This is a genomic window from Pontibacter sp. YIM B11418 (assembly GCF_059278805.1).
This window is the reverse complement of sequence record NZ_JCAEMH010000001.1, coordinates 332638-347896: the sequence shown is the minus strand read 5'-3', so window position 1 is coordinate 347896 and position 15259 is coordinate 332638. Positions and strand designations below refer to the sequence as shown.

Annotated in this window: 15 protein-coding genes; 5 read left to right on the top strand and 10 right to left on the bottom strand. The window is 49.8% G+C overall.

All coding sequences use genetic code 11. The features are described 5' to 3' along the window. Positions 1-12 precede the first annotated feature (12 nt). Complete coding sequence (locus AC4QZR_RS01480) at positions 13-552, top strand: DUF6630 family protein (protein WP_494479786.1); 540 nt, start codon at positions 13-15, stop codon at positions 550-552. 123 nt (positions 553-675) lie between these two features. On the opposite strand, the gene AC4QZR_RS01475 is transcribed toward AC4QZR_RS01480, so the two are convergent. The 9 genes from AC4QZR_RS01475 to AC4QZR_RS01435 form a co-directional block, all read right to left on the bottom strand. Further along, positions 676-1263: an inorganic diphosphatase gene (locus tag AC4QZR_RS01475; protein ID WP_494479337.1), complete on the bottom strand. Its 588-nt coding sequence runs from the start codon at positions 1261-1263 to the stop codon at positions 676-678. A 175-nt stretch (positions 1264-1438) separates the two neighbouring features. Continuing rightward, entirely contained in the window at positions 1439-1792 is a 354-nt protein-coding gene (gene rplS / locus AC4QZR_RS01470) for a 50S ribosomal protein L19 (protein WP_007657440.1), read from the bottom strand. Between the two features lie 163 nt (positions 1793-1955). Further along, positions 1956-2633: a tRNA (guanosine(37)-N1)-methyltransferase TrmD gene (gene trmD / locus AC4QZR_RS01465; protein WP_494479336.1), complete on the bottom strand. Its 678-nt coding sequence runs from the start codon at positions 2631-2633 to the stop codon at positions 1956-1958. An 11-nt stretch (positions 2634-2644) separates the two neighbouring features. Next, positions 2645-3208 carry a ribosome maturation factor RimM gene (gene rimM / locus AC4QZR_RS01460; protein ID WP_494479335.1) on the bottom strand — a complete coding sequence of 188 codons (564 nt, stop codon included), beginning with the start codon at positions 3206-3208 and terminating at the stop codon, positions 2645-2647. A 12-nt stretch (positions 3209-3220) separates the two neighbouring features. Next, on the bottom strand, positions 3221-3769 hold the full coding sequence (locus tag AC4QZR_RS01455; protein WP_253400730.1) for a 30S ribosomal protein S16: 549 nt from the start codon (positions 3767-3769) through the stop codon (positions 3221-3223). Positions 3770-4134: 365 nt separating this feature from the next. Next, positions 4135-4905, bottom strand: a complete 771-nt coding sequence (locus AC4QZR_RS01450) for an acyl-CoA desaturase (RefSeq protein WP_494479334.1) — start codon at positions 4903-4905, stop codon at positions 4135-4137. A 339-nt stretch (positions 4906-5244) separates the two neighbouring features. Then, entirely contained in the window at positions 5245-5925 is a 681-nt protein-coding gene (locus AC4QZR_RS01445; protein WP_494479333.1) for an RluA family pseudouridine synthase, read from the bottom strand. Between the two features lie 162 nt (positions 5926-6087). Further along, positions 6088-6906 (bottom strand): 3-methyl-2-oxobutanoate hydroxymethyltransferase, encoded by an 819-nt coding sequence (panB, locus tag AC4QZR_RS01440; RefSeq protein ID WP_253400726.1) that lies wholly within the window; start codon positions 6904-6906, stop codon positions 6088-6090. 83 nt (positions 6907-6989) lie between these two features. Beyond that, the gene (locus AC4QZR_RS01435; protein WP_494479332.1) at positions 6990-9689 is read right to left on the bottom strand and encodes a putative LPS assembly protein LptD; all 2700 of its coding nucleotides are present in this window, start codon (positions 9687-9689) and stop codon (positions 6990-6992) included. A gap of 72 nt (positions 9690-9761) precedes the next feature. Between AC4QZR_RS01435 and AC4QZR_RS01430 the strand changes: the two genes are divergently transcribed. The 4 genes from AC4QZR_RS01430 (at position 9762) to AC4QZR_RS01415 (ending at position 14511) form a co-directional block, all read left to right on the top strand. After that, entirely contained in the window at positions 9762-10544 is a 783-nt protein-coding gene (locus tag AC4QZR_RS01430; RefSeq protein ID WP_494479331.1) for an N-acetylmuramoyl-L-alanine amidase family protein, read from the top strand. A gap of 22 nt (positions 10545-10566) precedes the next feature. Further along, positions 10567-11622, top strand: coding sequence for an MlaD family protein (locus tag AC4QZR_RS01425; RefSeq protein WP_494479330.1), 1056 nt, complete (start codon positions 10567-10569; stop codon positions 11620-11622). A gap of 90 nt (positions 11623-11712) precedes the next feature. Beyond that, the gene (locus AC4QZR_RS01420; RefSeq protein ID WP_494479329.1) at positions 11713-13341 is read left to right on the top strand and encodes an acyl-CoA carboxylase subunit beta; all 1629 of its coding nucleotides are present in this window, start codon (positions 11713-11715) and stop codon (positions 13339-13341) included. Positions 13342-13662: 321 nt separating this feature from the next. Then, positions 13663-14511, top strand: a complete 849-nt coding sequence (locus AC4QZR_RS01415; protein ID WP_494479328.1) for a transglutaminase-like domain-containing protein — start codon at positions 13663-13665, stop codon at positions 14509-14511. A gap of 138 nt (positions 14512-14649) precedes the next feature. Here AC4QZR_RS01415 and AC4QZR_RS01410 read toward each other — a convergent pair whose 3' ends face one another. Next, positions 14650-15237, bottom strand: coding sequence for a thioredoxin family protein (locus AC4QZR_RS01410; protein ID WP_494479327.1), 588 nt, complete (start codon positions 15235-15237; stop codon positions 14650-14652). Positions 15238-15259 lie beyond the last annotated feature (22 nt).

The window sequence follows — 15259 nt, the reverse complement described above, 5'->3', positions numbered from 1 at the left end:
TCTAGTGAGCGTATATCTCAGGAAAATAAGATCAACCCAAAAGATACTCTTAACACTCAAAAACAAGGTTACCTTGAATTAATCAATATTGGCCTACGAGACCCGAAGAAAGAGGAAGTAATTGCTTTCATTAATAATCTAAAGGATTATAATGGTGATAGTGAATATATGACAACACTAAATTTTGTTATGTCATATCTTGATCAAAATGAAATCCATTTTATGATGGCATTAGATTGGAAGCAAGAGATTCAGGATTTAGAATGGAGGATTCATAGCTCATTGAGAGATAATTTTAATATTGCAATAGATTTACCTGACCCCGAGAAATATGGGAAAGACAAATCTGTGTCTTATAAGAATGTTTTCAAGGAGTATGACCAGGCACTAAGAAAAGACGGGTTTCAATTAAGCTTCATTGACACGAATTCAGACGAGTACGTAATTATAGTTCATAAAATGAAGGATGAACCAAACGTAATTGGCGCTATAAAGCAAATAGGCTATAATTGTTTGAATGCGAATTCATCTAAAATCAGTCCTGAAATGTGAGAATAACAACCCATAACACGGTGCATAAGCTGCACTGCGGCCGTGGCCTTGTACACTCATGCACAAATCCGATAAACAGAAAAGCCTCCAAATCCGGAGGCTTTTCTGTTTGAGGGCGATGCATTAGAGTTTCATCCAGCGCTGTATTTCCTGTTCGGCGAATTGCTCGTTGCGCCAGCCTACAAACTTGCTTTTGGCGGTTGGGTTGTGGTGCACAAACCATTGCTGCAGGATGGCCTTAGCGGCAGGGTAGTCGGCCGTGAAGCTGTTATAGTCAGCAGCGTTAATGGACCGTTCGCTCGGCCTTGCCGGTACTGCTATGATCTTGTGGTCCAGTTCGCCAGCCGTTTCCAGTTGCAGCACGCCCACGGGAATTACTTCCATCACCGTGCCTGTAGCAACACTTCCGGCCAGCACGACTACTTCCAAAGGTTTTTTCTGTGCATTGGTTTCGGTAGAAGGTATAAAGCCGAAATTGGCAGGGTAGGGCAGGAAAGGTATAATGCGATCCTGGCCGGCCTGCTGCTCTGCTTCAAATGTCTTGGTCTGTTGGTTATAGTGGTGTTTTATGGCACTGCCGGCGGGTACCTCAATCACGGCCTGTAACTGTTTCTTGGCGTTGTAGGTTGGTAGGGCAGTGTAGTCTGTCTGACAGGAAGCCAGCAGGACCAGTAATAGCAATAGGAAGGTATAGCGCTGTAGTGTTATCATGGGTGAAGAGGAGGCAAAAGGTGGAGAGAAGGTATAGCTGCACAAATATAGCAAGCCTGACCATAGCAGGTATAGCCTGACTGACAAAGCAGGTATAAAAAAAGGGAGCCGTTTGCTAACAAACGGCTCCCTTTTTACTAAAACTATGGAAAACTTATGAAAACAGGTTCTTCAATTATCTTCTTTCCTTGATACGAGCAGCCTTACCTTGCAGCCCTCTCAGGTAGTATAGTCTAGCTCTTCTAACACGGCCTTTTCTTACAAGCTCGATCTTCTCGATAGATGGAGAAAGCAGTGGGAAAATACGCTCCAGACCGATCTGGTTAGACACTTTTCTTACAGTGAAAGTCTCACCGTTTGTGTTAACGTTCTTGCGCTGAATAACAACGCCCTGGAACTGCTGGATACGCTCTTTGTTACCCTCACGGATTTTCACGTGGATGTTGATGGTATCACCAGACTGGAAAGTAGGGAAAGAGGCGCGCTTGTCTGTAGATTCCTGCTCGATAAATTTAAGTAATTCGCTCATGGCTATGTTGTTAAAGCTAAATATCTTCTTCAAAATTCGGACTGCAAAGATATGCAATTATTTATTACATAAGAATCTTTGCAGAAAAAAAATGTAATTTTTTGAAACTTATACCTGAAAAGCGCAAAAGAAACGCTTTTTGCAATGTTATGAAGCTGTTTTGTTACTCGTTCAGTAAATCCGGTCTGCGTTGTCTGGTGCGATCCACCGCCTGCTCAAAGCGCCACTGCTCTATTTTAGGCCCGTCTCCGGAAAGCAGGATATCTGGCACTGTCATACCTTTATAGTCTGCCGGTCGGGTATAAACCGGTGGTGCCAGCAATCCATCCTGAAACGAATCCGTCAGGGCAGAGGACTCGTCGTTGAGCACACCCGGTATGATCCGGATGATGGCATCGGCCAGTACAGCCGCTCCCAGCTCGCCACCCGAAAGCACATAGTCGCCTATGCTGATCTCGTGGGTTACGTAATGCTGTCGCACGCGCTCGTCCACACCCTTGTAGTGGCCACACAGGATGATCACATTGCGGAGAAGCGAGAACTGGTTTACTATTTTCTGGTTGAGCGTCTGTCCGTCGGGCGTCATGTAGATGACAGCGTCGTATTCCCGCTCTGCCCTCAATTCTGTCAGGAGTTTATCAATCGGTTCGATCATCATCACCATACCTGCCCCGCCGCCAAAAGCATAGTCGTCTATCTGACCATGCTTGTTGATGGCGTACTTACGAAGGTCGTGTATGTGGATGTCTACCAGACCTTTTTGCTGTGCTCTCTTAACAATGGAATGGCTAAAAGGACTGTCCAGCAGATCGGGCTGGCAACTGATGATGTCAAATCGCATGATAATGGGGGCTACTCGTCGCGGTCGTCGGCGTCGTCAGGGGTGCCGGGCTGGGTGTATACCTCCAGCAAACCTTCCGGCAAATTCACGTGAAGCACTTTGGCTTCGTGGTCGGCTCTCACAAATACTTCATCCAGCACAGGAACCAGCATTTCCTGCCCGTTGTACTCCATGGCCATCAGCTGCTGCTGCGGCATGTCGTAAAAGTCTTTCACGGTGCCAAGCGGGCCGTGGTTCTGGTCCACCACCTGGTAACCGATCACCTCATGGAAATAGAACTGTCCTTCTTCCAGCTCCGGGAGCTCGTCGAGTGGCAGATATAGGCTGACATTGCGGAGCTTTTCGGCTTGCTCTATCGTTTTAATATCCTCGAATGTGATAATAAAACGGCCTTTCTGCACGGGCTCCATCTTGTCAATAAAAAAAGGAATCAGCCTTCCTTGTTGTTCAAGAAAGACTGATTCCAGATCATCATAATCTTCGGGGTAGTCTACGTCAAAGAACGCAACCACTTGTCCCTTGATGCCATGGGTCTTGACGATGTGTCCTAACAGAAAGCAGTCATCAATGTGCATGGCCGATGTAATTTATGCTTGCTCTTCAGTAGACTCGCCTTCAGCAGCCGGTGCCTCAGGAGCTTCTTCAGCTTCAGCAGCAGGAGCATCAGCAGCCAGCTTGGCAGCTTCACGCTGACGGATAGCCTCTGCACGAGCTTCTTTTACTTTCGTTTCAGCATCAAGAGCAGCCTTACGCTTCGCATCTTTTTCAGAGCCAAGGGTAGTACGCTTGCTTTCGATCTTCGCTTCTTTCTCTTTCTTCCACTCTTCGAAACGAGCATCAGCAGTTTCCTGCGTGATAGCGCCTTTCACAACACCGATCTGCAGGTGCTTCTTGTACAGAATGCCTCTGTAAGAAAGCATCGCCTTCACTGTGTCAGTTGGCTGAGCACCGTTCATCAACCACTGGAACGCCTTCTCCTCGCTGAAATCGATAGAAGCAGGGTTCGTGTTTGGGTTGTAGGTACCCAATTTCTCGATAAACTTACCATCACGTGGTGATCGAGCGTCAGCTACTACGATGTCGTAGATAGCAGATTTTTTGCGGCCTCTGCGGGCCAGTCTGATTTTAACAGCCATTGTTTATATAAATATGTAAGTCGGCGAAACCCGTCCGCCAGTTTTTAGAACCGCAAAGGTAATGATTTTGTGCCGATTAATGCAAGGTTTTTACAGATTGATTTAGGGGAGGACTCTGTAGGCGATCAGTAAGGTATAAGCTTAGGTATAAGCGTGACTAAGGAGTTATGGCATTAGATGTACAAAGCCGCATGGCAACTGTCATCTCGACAGTATGGAGAGATCTGGGGTATTTCAGGATTTCCGTAATATTTCAGATTTCTCACTTTGCTCGAAATGACAAAGAAATACTGATATTACTAACACAAGGCAGGTAACATCACACAAAAAAAGCCCTCCGTTTCCGAAGGGCTTTCTGTATGATATTAAGCGTTGGTTTTTACTCTGGGTGGTCGGGCTGCTTTTACTTTGACAGGCTTCAGCTTGATGATACTCAGTTTGTCCAGCGTCCAGATCACAGGCCAGGTTGGGTCCACTTCCCACCACTTCACACCAAAGTTTACGCGGTTAGGCAGTTTGTGATGGTTGTTCTGGAACAGCTCGCCGCCTGTCAGGAAGTCGAAGAAAAGCGAGTTGCGCGACTTGTCGTTGTTGTCGAAGTTCTGGTAACCATACTTGTGTCCGCTCCAGTTTACGATTGCGCCGTGCACCGGACCCATCAGGAAGTGAAGCGGCAGCAGCAGGAACATCCACCACTGCGTGGCGAAGGCGATGTAGAACAGCACATAAGCCACGCCCCAGCCAATACGAGAAACCTTCGAATCCCCGATCTTCTCGAGTGCAGGCCAGTGTGGGTAGTCGCCATCAAAGCGGCGCTCGGGCTCCACGCGGTGGTTGAGCACGTCGTTGTAAATGTTCTTGGTTTTCCACATCATCGCAAATGCGTTGTTGGAGTAATGCGGCGAATGCGGGTCACGCGCTGTGTCGGAGAAGGCGTGGTGCATGCGGTGCAAAATAGCATAGGCGCGTGGCGACAAGAAGGAAGAACCCTGTGCGATGTACGTCAGCAGGTAAAATGCCTTCTCCCAGACCGGGTTCATGGTGAACATCTTGTGTGCAGCGTATCGGTGCAGGAAGAAGGTTTGCACGAACAGCGATACGTACCAGTGCAAAACGAAGAAAATAAGTATGGCCATTAAGCAATAAGTATATAGAGGTGATTAATTCTGATTCAGGTATAGTGGTTACTCAAGGCGCTCACCAAGCCTCCGCAAAATTACGATCTGATTCTATAGAAAGAATAAAAACCGGTATAAAAGTTCAGAAAGATGATAAATGTCAGTTTGCGGAAAGCGGTAATGATCAATAAATAAGGAGGAGTTCAGAAAATTGTTGGGTTATTACTACCGGTTAAGGTATAAGGCGATAACCTATTTGATAAAAGTGACGCCGAAGCAAGTGTACTGATGGGTGGTTCGCCAACCGATTAACCTTTTACGGATTATTTCTCAATCAGCAGGAAGCATTACACCAAGCTATTCTTTCGGCCTGAAAGGTAACCAGATCGGAGCAGCAGGCAGAGGTGCGGTGACAGTAATCATGGTCTTCAGGGTAGGATGCTCGAACTGTAGGCTGCGGGCATGCAGGGCGATGCTCTTGTCGGGTAGTGGTTTACTGGCGCCATACCTCAGGTCACCTACAATGGGGCAGTTCATGGAGGCCAGCTGCACCCGGATTTGGTGCGGACGGCCCGTCACCGGATTCACTTCCAGCAGGTAGACGTTGTCATGTTGCCCGACCAGGCGGTAGCTCAGCTCGGAGCGGAGCCCACTTTTGTTTTCGCGGGCGTAGGCTTTGGTCACGTTGCGACTGCTGTCTTTTATGAGCCAGTGCACGAGTGTTTGCTCAGGTATAGCAGGGCGGTTGAGCACCACGGCCCAATAGGTTTTAACAGTCTTTTTGCTGCGGAAAAGCTCGTTGAGGCGGGTAAGGGCTTTGGAGGTTTTGGCCAGGAGCACCACCCCGCTCACCGGTCTGTCCAGACGGTGTACAACCCCGATGTAAACGTTGCCCGGCTTGTTGTACTTCTCTTTGATGTAGGCTTTGGCCAGGTCAGCAAGACATTCATCGCCGGTTTCATCGCCATGCACGAGCAAGCCAGCCGGCTTATTCACCACCAGCACATGGTTATCCTCAAAAAGAACATCTAAGGCCATAGGTATAGATTAAGGGAGGGGCGTAAGCCTAACATGTTGGCGAGCCCAGTGTGAGTGTAGCTTTTGTGCAGTGAGAAGTACAGTTTGAAACGAAAGGTAAGAGAGTTATACCTCAGAGATACTACTCCAGGTATAACTCTCCAATTCGTCACCTCTCTAACTTTAATAGGCTTCTTTCTCGTTCGGGAAATCTTTGCTCTTCACATCCTTCACGTAGTTCTGCACGGCATCAGTCATAATGGTATGCAGGTCAGCGTAGCGACGCAGGAAGCGGGGTTTGAATTCTTTGTTGATGCCCAGCATGTCGTGCACCACCAGCACTTGTCCATCCACGTGCGGGCCCGCGCCTATACCTATGATCGGAATTTCCAGCTTTTCGGCAACGCGTTTGGCCAGTTCCGAAGGAATTTTCTCCAGCACGATTGAGAAACAGCCCAGTTCCTGCAGCAGGAGGGCGTCGTCGATCAGCTTCTGCGCTTCGGCTTCTTCTTTGGCGCGCACGGTATAGGTGCCGAACTTATAAATAGACTGTGGGGTCAGGCCCAGGTGGCCCATTACGGGTACACCGGCGCTCAGAATACGCACGATCGATTCCTTTATCTCAGCGCCGCCTTCCAGCTTGATGCCATGTGCGCCAGACTCCTTCATGATGCGGATGGTAGAACGCAGCGCCTCCGAAGAATTGCCCTGGTAAGAGCCGAAGGGCAGGTCCACTACCACAAAAGCACGATTCACGCCCCGTATTACCGAAGAGGCATGGTAGATCATCTGGTCCAGTGTGATGGGGAGCGTTGTCTCGTGGCCGGCCATTACGTTAGAGGCCGAGTCGCCGACAAGCAGTACATCTACGCCGGCAGCGTCCAGAATGGTGGCCATCGAGTAGTCGTATGCTGTGAGCATGGAGATTTTCTCGCCGCGCTCTTTCATATTCTGCAGCTGGTGCGTGGTAACTTTTTTTACGTCGCTTTTATGAACAGACATAGGTTGCTGGTTTGGGTTCGATTCAAAAGTATGAAATTCAAAACAAAACAGCCACCCGCTCTGGCAAGTGGCTGTTACAGGGGTTATCGGTTCATACCTGATCTGTTCCGGGAGAGCTTCAGGTCGCGCAGCAGAGCAGATCGGGCGTTGATGGTCACGTTATAGCCGCGCATCAAACCGAATGGTCTCCAGCCGATGCTCATTTCCCAGCAGTGTAGGTCGCGGTAAATGTCGAGGCTGGCGTTAGAGATATTCTGGTTAGTAAAGTCATACCCGGCCATGTAGCCAAATTTCCACTTTTCAGTCAGGTTCAGGGTGCCCTGCATGCCAATGTTCTGCGTAATCTCGCCCCGGTTCTGCTGTGTGCCTCCGGTATAGTAGATCGTATAGTCCAGGTTCAGCGTCCACGGGATGTTGAAGTCCACGTAGTCTGGCAGGAACTGGTCGTTCGGGTTCAGCATACCGGGCAGGTTGGTAGGTGGTGGCGTGTTCGTAGACCGCGCTTCAGGGTTAAAGTTGGCCCGTACGCTCAGGTTGGCATTGGTCAGCCTGGCTAGTTTAAAACCAGGAGACTCCAGCATAAAGCGGTCGATACGGCGGTTGCCGTCCGGGCTGAGTTGGTAAGGGTCGAGGGTGGAGGTGAAATTCACATCAAACACTTTGAATAAGCGTGTGTTCATGCTGATGTTAATATTGGAAAGGCGTAGCGAGTCGGCAGCCAGGTTGTAGGAAGCTCCTATATTCAGGTTGTCGATCAGGCTTACTTTCTCTGATTTGGCCTCCGTGGAGTCACTGCGCGAGCGGACTTTCATCTCGACGCGGTTATTGATCTGCATGCTCAGGCTGCTTTGCAAGCCTCCCGAAGGCACGTTGCCGTTAAAGCGTGGCAGCGTCTGGAAGATCGGCTGGTTCGTCAGCGAATCTATCGCCACCTGGGTGGTTTGGGAGAAGCCAAAGCGGCCCTCGTCACCGAAGTTAGGACGGTAACCGTAGCTGATGCTCGGAATCATGGTATGGCGGATGGCCTCTACCCGCTTGCTCTTCGGGAACTGCACGGTACCGTACACGGTCGTGTTGAGGGAGGCACCTGCGCCGTATTCGTACACCCTGCCGAAGTCTGCCGTATCGATACGCACGGCCTGCTGCTCTTCATCGAAGGTATAGGTCAGTTTATTGTCGAACCACGACTCCCGGTAAGTAACATTCGGTGTCAGGTTGAAAAAGCGGAGCACCTTGTAGTTACCCAGCCCGATGTTAAAGTTGTGGTCAGCGCTCTTACGGCCGTTTCGCCAGAGCTCGCCCAGGTTGTCAAAATTAAGCGCAAAAGAGGTATCCCTGGCTGTGCCACCCACTACAGGTAAGTTGCCTAGTCTGCGGGCAGGCACCTGGTTAGATACCTCGTTACGGACACGCACGTTGTAGCCGAAAGTGAAGTTTTCATACCATTGGCCGGTCGGCACGTTCTTCGAGAAGAGTTCATACAAGCTCGTCTGCGTCATGGCAAAGTTAAGGTCAGGCAGCGTGAAGCGCATAATGGTAGGCTGCGGTTTACCGTCTTCTGTAAAACCACCGTTGTTCTGGCCCTGACTCAGCGTAGCGGTATAGCTAAAGGGGGAGTTCTGTATGTTCTTCTGGTAAGTGATGGTTGAGTTAAAGGTCGGGGCCAGGTACGCGTTCGGGCTGTTGTAGTTTACGCGATTGTGCTGGCTGCTACCGGCACGCACGTTAGCTGAAAAACGACCGCGGCCTGGCTTCTGCACCGGGCTATGCGACCAGGTAATAAAAGCGGTGCGCTGGCTAGGTGGCAGGCCTTCCAGACTGTTCGTAGAACGGTTCGGGTCAGCCACATCCGCTTCGTCATTTTTAAAGTAATCGTAGCTGATGTTTAAATTGCCACGGTACGAGTAGCGTTTGATGTACGTATTGTCGACCGTCACCTTATACCCGCCCAATGAATAGATATCGCCGGTGATGCGGGTGCCTATGTAGTCGTTCAGGGCAAGGTAGTAGCCCCCGTTGCTCAGGTAAAAGCCCCGCGCACGCGATTCGCCAAAGGTCGGCACGATCACACCCGAAGAGCGCTGATTCTTTGGCGTCGGGAAGAGGCCGAACAAAAAGCCGAGCGGCGTAGGTATATCGGCGATCACGAGATTGAACGGACCCGACATGATCTTATCGTTAGGTATAGCCTTGATCTTGCCGGCGCTGATGTAGAAGTGCGGGTGCTCCAGGTTACAGGTCGTGTATTTGTTGTGCAAACCAAAAATCTCGTTTGCCTCATTTTTTTTCACCACCTCGGAATGTATATACCCCTCGCCTTGTTGCGTTACTACTTCAGAAATCCGGCCGCGCTTGGTTTTGTAATTATAGGCAATGCGCTTGGCCGCGTAACTTTCCGCGCCGTCCTTAAACACCGGAGTACCAGTCTCCTGGCCTGCTGAGTCGGCAAGGGTGGTAGCGGTTAGGGTATTGAGGTCGTAATCGATCTGGATGTAAGCCGCCGAAAGCTCCATGGTGCCGTAATCAATTTTGGCATCTCCGTACAGATGTACTACTTTGCGGTCTACCTCAAACCGAATGGAATCTCTGGCAGAGTAATTGATTGTGGTCTCGATGTCGCCCTGGGGTGCCGTAGTCACGAGCGAATCCTGAGGAGGAGAGATGTTGATAGTGTCTTTTGGCGAGGCTGTAGTGGTAGGACGGCGTACCCGTTGACCCAGTGCAGGCTGGGCAGAAAGCACGGCGAGCTGCACCAGCAGCAAAAAGATTAAAATGTAGCGCAACTTCTTCAGACTTCCCTAAAGTTTTATTTATTTTGTACAAAGTTATTGTTTAACTTTTAACTAACGAGCGTTGTGAGAAATATTGTTACTATTTCAATTCTGGCCCTAAGTTTACTTTTACTCTCTTCCAGCAAGCTCGAATACCGCAAGGCATACAAGCTGCGCACGGTAGTGATCGATGCGGGTCATGGTGGCAAAGATATAGGCTGTAACGGCAAAGTTTCGCATGAGGCTGACGTGGCCTTAAAGTTGGCCCTGCAGGTCGGTGCGTTAATTGAAAAGAACGTGCCCGACGTGAAAGTTGTTTACACCCGCAAAGACGATACGTTTGTGGAACTGATCGACCGCGCAGGTATAGCTAACAAAAACAATGCGGACCTGTTCATCTCCATCCACCTCAACGCTGGTCCGCCCGCCGCTTTTGGCACCGAGACCTATACCATGGGGCTCCATACCTCCAATAACAACCTGGCTGTAGCTAAGCGCGAAAACGCCGTTATCTTGCAGGAAGATGACTACAAGGAGAAATACGGCGGCTTCGATCCGAACTCACCGCAAAGCCACATCATGTTCGCGCTGCACCAGAGCGCCTACATCGACAACAGCCTGCGTTTTGCCCAGAAAGTAGAAAATGAGTTTAAAAACAGGGTGGGGCGCACCAGCCGCGGCGTGAAGCAGGCAGGCTTTCTGGTGCTGTGGAAATCCTATATGCCAAGCGTGCTGATCGAGGCTGGCTTCCTGACCAATCCGGCTGAGGAAAAATTCCTTAACGATAAAACGGGTCAGACGTATATGGCATCAGGTATATATCGTGCCTTCAAGGAATACAAGCAAGAGCTTGAAGCCATGAACTAATGCATAACGCAAACTCACCTACGTGAAAATATCAAAGGAAATTAAGGTTGCCCTGTTGGGTATAACAACCATTGTGATATTATATTTCGGGTATGAATTCCTGAAAGGCTCCTCACTCTTCTCTAAAACCAACACTTATCATGTGGTATACGACAGCGTGGATGGTCTCACCATCTCAAACCCTGTCTTTCTGAACGGCATACAAGTTGGCCATGTGAAAGACCTGAAGCTGCTGACCGACCGCGCAAACATGGTACGTGTGGACATAGAAGTGCGGAAAGATCTGCAGATCGGGGACTCTACCATTGCCAGTCTCGGCAACTCAGATCTTTTGGGCAGCAAGGCCATTACGCTCTTCCTGAAAAACAATAGCAAGCAATACAATGGAGGAGAGGAGCTGATTGCCTTTAAAGAAACCAGCATCACCGACATGCTCTCATCCAAGTCGGTGCCGGTCATCGACAAGGTAGATACCACCCTGGCCCGCGTAAACCGCCTGCTCGACAGTGAGGCCAAAGGCAACCTGCAACAGATACTGGCCAACTCCAACAAAACGACGGAGGCGGTAAACGAGATACTGCGCGAAAACCAGCGTAACATCAACCAGATTACCCGAAATCTAAGCCAGCTCACCTCCGCCCTCAACCAAACCCAGCGCAACATCGACCGGCTCACGTTGAATATGGTGGAGATAACCGATACGCTGAAGCAGGTGGAAGTAAAAAAACTGGTAGCAGATGCCAACTCGGCCGTGAACGAACTGGAAGCTACGATCGCCAAACTCAACTCCAATGAGGGCTCCCTGGGCCGTTTGATGAACGACGAGCAACTATACCAGAACATGAACCGCTCGACAGAGGCGCTCAACCTGCTGCTGCGCGACATACAGGCCTATCCAAAACGCTATGTGCAGTTCTCGCTTATTGGCCGCAAAGACAGGTATAAGGTAGATGCCACAGGTCGTGTGATCACGTTGGAGGAGGTAAAGGAGCTGCAGGACGAGAACCCGGATGAGTTCCGTCGCCCGGCGCCCGACTCGGTAAAAGTAGTGCCTGGTGACACCACAAAAAGGCAATAGTGCATCTTATAAAAATTGTATATTTGTGAAATCCGCCCTTAAAGCGGATTTTTCATTGTAAGTAGTCCCCTTATTTATAATAACCCCTTCATGGATATCGAATTCAATAAGAACGAAGACTCTCTCAAACAGCTGAGTTTCCAGCTGAAAAGCAAACTGAAAAAAGTACACCTGGGCGGCGGCGAAAAGCGCATCGCAAAAGAGCACGCCAAAGGTAAAATGACAGCCCGTGAACGCATCGACTACTTGCTCGACGAAGGAACTGAGTTTCTGGAAGTAGGCGCCTTTGCCGGCGAAGGTATGTACCAGGAAGTAGGCGGCTGCCCAAGTGGCGGCGTGGTGACAGGTATAGGCTACATCAAAGGCCGTCAGTGTGTGGTAGTAGCGAATGATGCCACCGTGAAAGCCGGCGCCTGGTTCCCGATCACAGCCAAGAAAAACCTGCGTGCGCAGGAGATCTCGATCGAGAACAAACTGCCGATCGTATACCTGGTGGACAGTGCCGGGGTGTTTTTGCCGATGCAGGACGAGATTTTTCCTGACAAAGAGCACTTCGGCCGTATGTTCCGCAACAACGCCGTGATGAGTTCCATGGGCATCGTACAAATTGCCGCGATTATGGGCAGCTGTGTGGCTGGTGGGGCATACCTGCCGATCATGAGCGACGAAGCTTTGATTGTGGAAGGTACGGGTTCTGTGTTCCTGGGTGGTTCATACCTGGTGAAGTCAGCCATTGGCGAGAGCATCGACAACGAAACGCTGGGTGGTGCTTCTACCCACTGCGAGATATCCGGCGTAACCGACTACAAGTGCAAAGACGACAAAGAGGCGCTGGACCACATCCGCACCATATTTGATAAACTGGGCGAAAACCCGAAGGCTGGTTTCAGTCGCGTGGAGCCTGTTGCTCCCAAACTGGACGAGAAAGAGATATACGGCATGCTGCCAGCCGACCGCACCAAGCCTTACGACATGATGGACATCATCCATCGCCTGGTCGACAATTCTGAGTTTGAGCCTTACAAGGAACTGTACGGCCAGACGCTAATCTGTGGTCTGGGCCGGATCGATGGCTGGGCGGTAGGTATAGTGGCCAATCAGCGCAAGATCGTGAAAAGCAAAAAAGGCGAAATGCAGATGGGTGGCGTGATCTACTCTGACTCAGCTGACAAGGCAGCCCGCTTTATCATGAACTGTAACCAGAAGAAGATTCCGCTGGTGTTCCTGCATGACGTTTCTGGCTTTATGGTAGGCAGCAAGGCCGAGCACGGTGGCATTATTAAGGACGGCGCCAAAATGGTGAATGCCATGGCCAACTCGGTGGTGCCGAAGTTCACCATCATTCTGGGGAACAGCTATGGTGCCGGCAACTACGCCATGTGCGGCAAAGCCTACGACCCACGCCTGATCTACGCCTGGCCATCGGCGCAGCTGGCGGTAATGAGCGGTGCCGCGGCGGCCAATACCCTGCTGCAGATTCAGGTATCAGCTCTGAAAGCGAAAGGAGAGGAGATAACCCCAGAGGCAGAGAAAGAGTTGCTCGAAAGAATCAAAGCGAAGTATAACGAAGAGCTATCGCCATACTACGCGGCGGCGCGTCTGTGGGTCGACGGCATCATCGATCCGTTGGAGACCCGCAAGGTGATCTCGATGGGAATAGAAGCCGCCAACCACGCGCCAATCGAAAAACCGTATAATGTGGGTGTGATTCAAACATGATCATGCAGGTATAGCAGTGGCGGTATAATTCATTGTCCCTCCAGTGCTATACCTATTAGAACCATTTCCGGTTAATTGGGATTCAGGTTAAACCAAATTCCTACTGTAGACTCCGATCACTTCATGCTGAATATCGATCGGAAAAGAAGGTCTTAGACCGTGCGCAGCAGGCTTACGTCGAAATAAGTTGGATTTTATTTTCCATTCTGAAATCTTCGGGAGGAATAAGTGGTTAGTTTTAAGGAGAACAGTACTGTAGTTGATTTTGGCAATCGTACTGTTCAACTATTATTCATTACGCTTTAACTATTACGCATTATTTTGACAAAGAAGGAGATAAAGGCGATGATCTCGCTGTTGGATGATATAGATTATGAGGTCGCGTTGCACGTAGAGCAGAAGATTGTATCGTTGGGGGAGAGCATTATTCCCTTTCTGGAGGAGGAATGGGAGGAAACCCTGAACTCGGACCTGCAGAAGCGCATAGAGGACCTGATCCATAGCCTGCAGTTTGACGGCCTTTTGCAGCGCCTCAAAAACTGGAAAGAGCGTGGAGGACAGGACCTGGTAGAAGGGATGTGGCTGGTAAACACCTACCTGTACCCGGACGTGGAACTGGCTACCTTATCCAGAGGGCTCGATCAGCTGTACTACGACGCCTGGACAAGCATGAAGGACGATATGCACCCTTATGACCAGGTGAAATCGCTGAACAACTCGCTCTTCCGTGACAAGAAGTTCTCGGCCAATACCAAGAACTTTCACTCACCGTCTAACTCCATGATGCACCTGGCGCTGGAAACAAGGCGTGGAAACCCGCTGACGCTTTGTGTGATCTACATGACCGTTGCGCAACGGTTGGGGATGCCCGTGTACGGTGTGAACCTGCCGAATCTCTTTATCCTGACCTATAAATTGGGCGATGTGCAGTTCTATATCAATGTGTACAACAAAGGCCTGATGCTTTCCAAAGCGGACATCGACAACTACATTGTGCAGCTAAACCTGAATCCGGTTGACATTTTCTACGAGCCCTGCTCCAACATCGAGATTGTGAAAAGAGCGTTGCGCAACCTGGCATTTTCATTCGAGAAGACCAACGACCTGGAAAAGGCAACCGAAGTAACAAAACTACTAACGGCGATTACGGACGAGGATCCGACAGTATAAGCACAGCAGCTTTCAGGTATAAAACAAAAAGGCAAAGGCCGGTTCTTCTGAGAACTGGCCTTTGCCTTTTTTATCCAGTACAGGTATAGCGCGCTACTTCACTGTTTCAGGAAAATGGCTATGGGTATAGCGTTATAATTAATAGCGTTTGATCATACAGCCTGTCGCGCGTTTATCGGTTGTGCTGATGTTTTTATTCGCCAGCACATCGTCAATTACGGTTTTGAGGTAATTGTTGCGTACGCCGCTTTCTACCTGTGGGCTGTCATCAATAGCGCCTTTATACTTCAGCACGAATTCGCCACCCATGTTGTGCAGCACAAATACTTCCGGAGTTTTAGTAGCCCCGAATTTCTGACTGATGCGCTGTCCTTCGTCTGCCAGGTATGGGAAACTGTAATTTTTAGCTGCCAGGTCCTGCATGGTATCGCTGCCTTCGCCTACACCAACACCCGGGTTAATGAAGATGAACTGCACGCCCCGCGCCGCATATGTACTCGACATAGTGACCAGTCGGTTTTCGTAGAGTTTGGCGTAAGGACATTTGTTATCCGTAAATACCACAACTACTGTCTTGCTATCGGCAAAATTGCTGAGCGATACAGCATTTCCCTGCCCGTCCTTGAGCGAAAAGTCGGCCACTTTACTGCCCAACTGGTAGCTGCCCTGCGCAAATACACTGGCCGTGACCAGCAATGCTACGACTAAAGAAGCCAGATATTTCATGTTTGTTTGTTTAGGTGAGTGT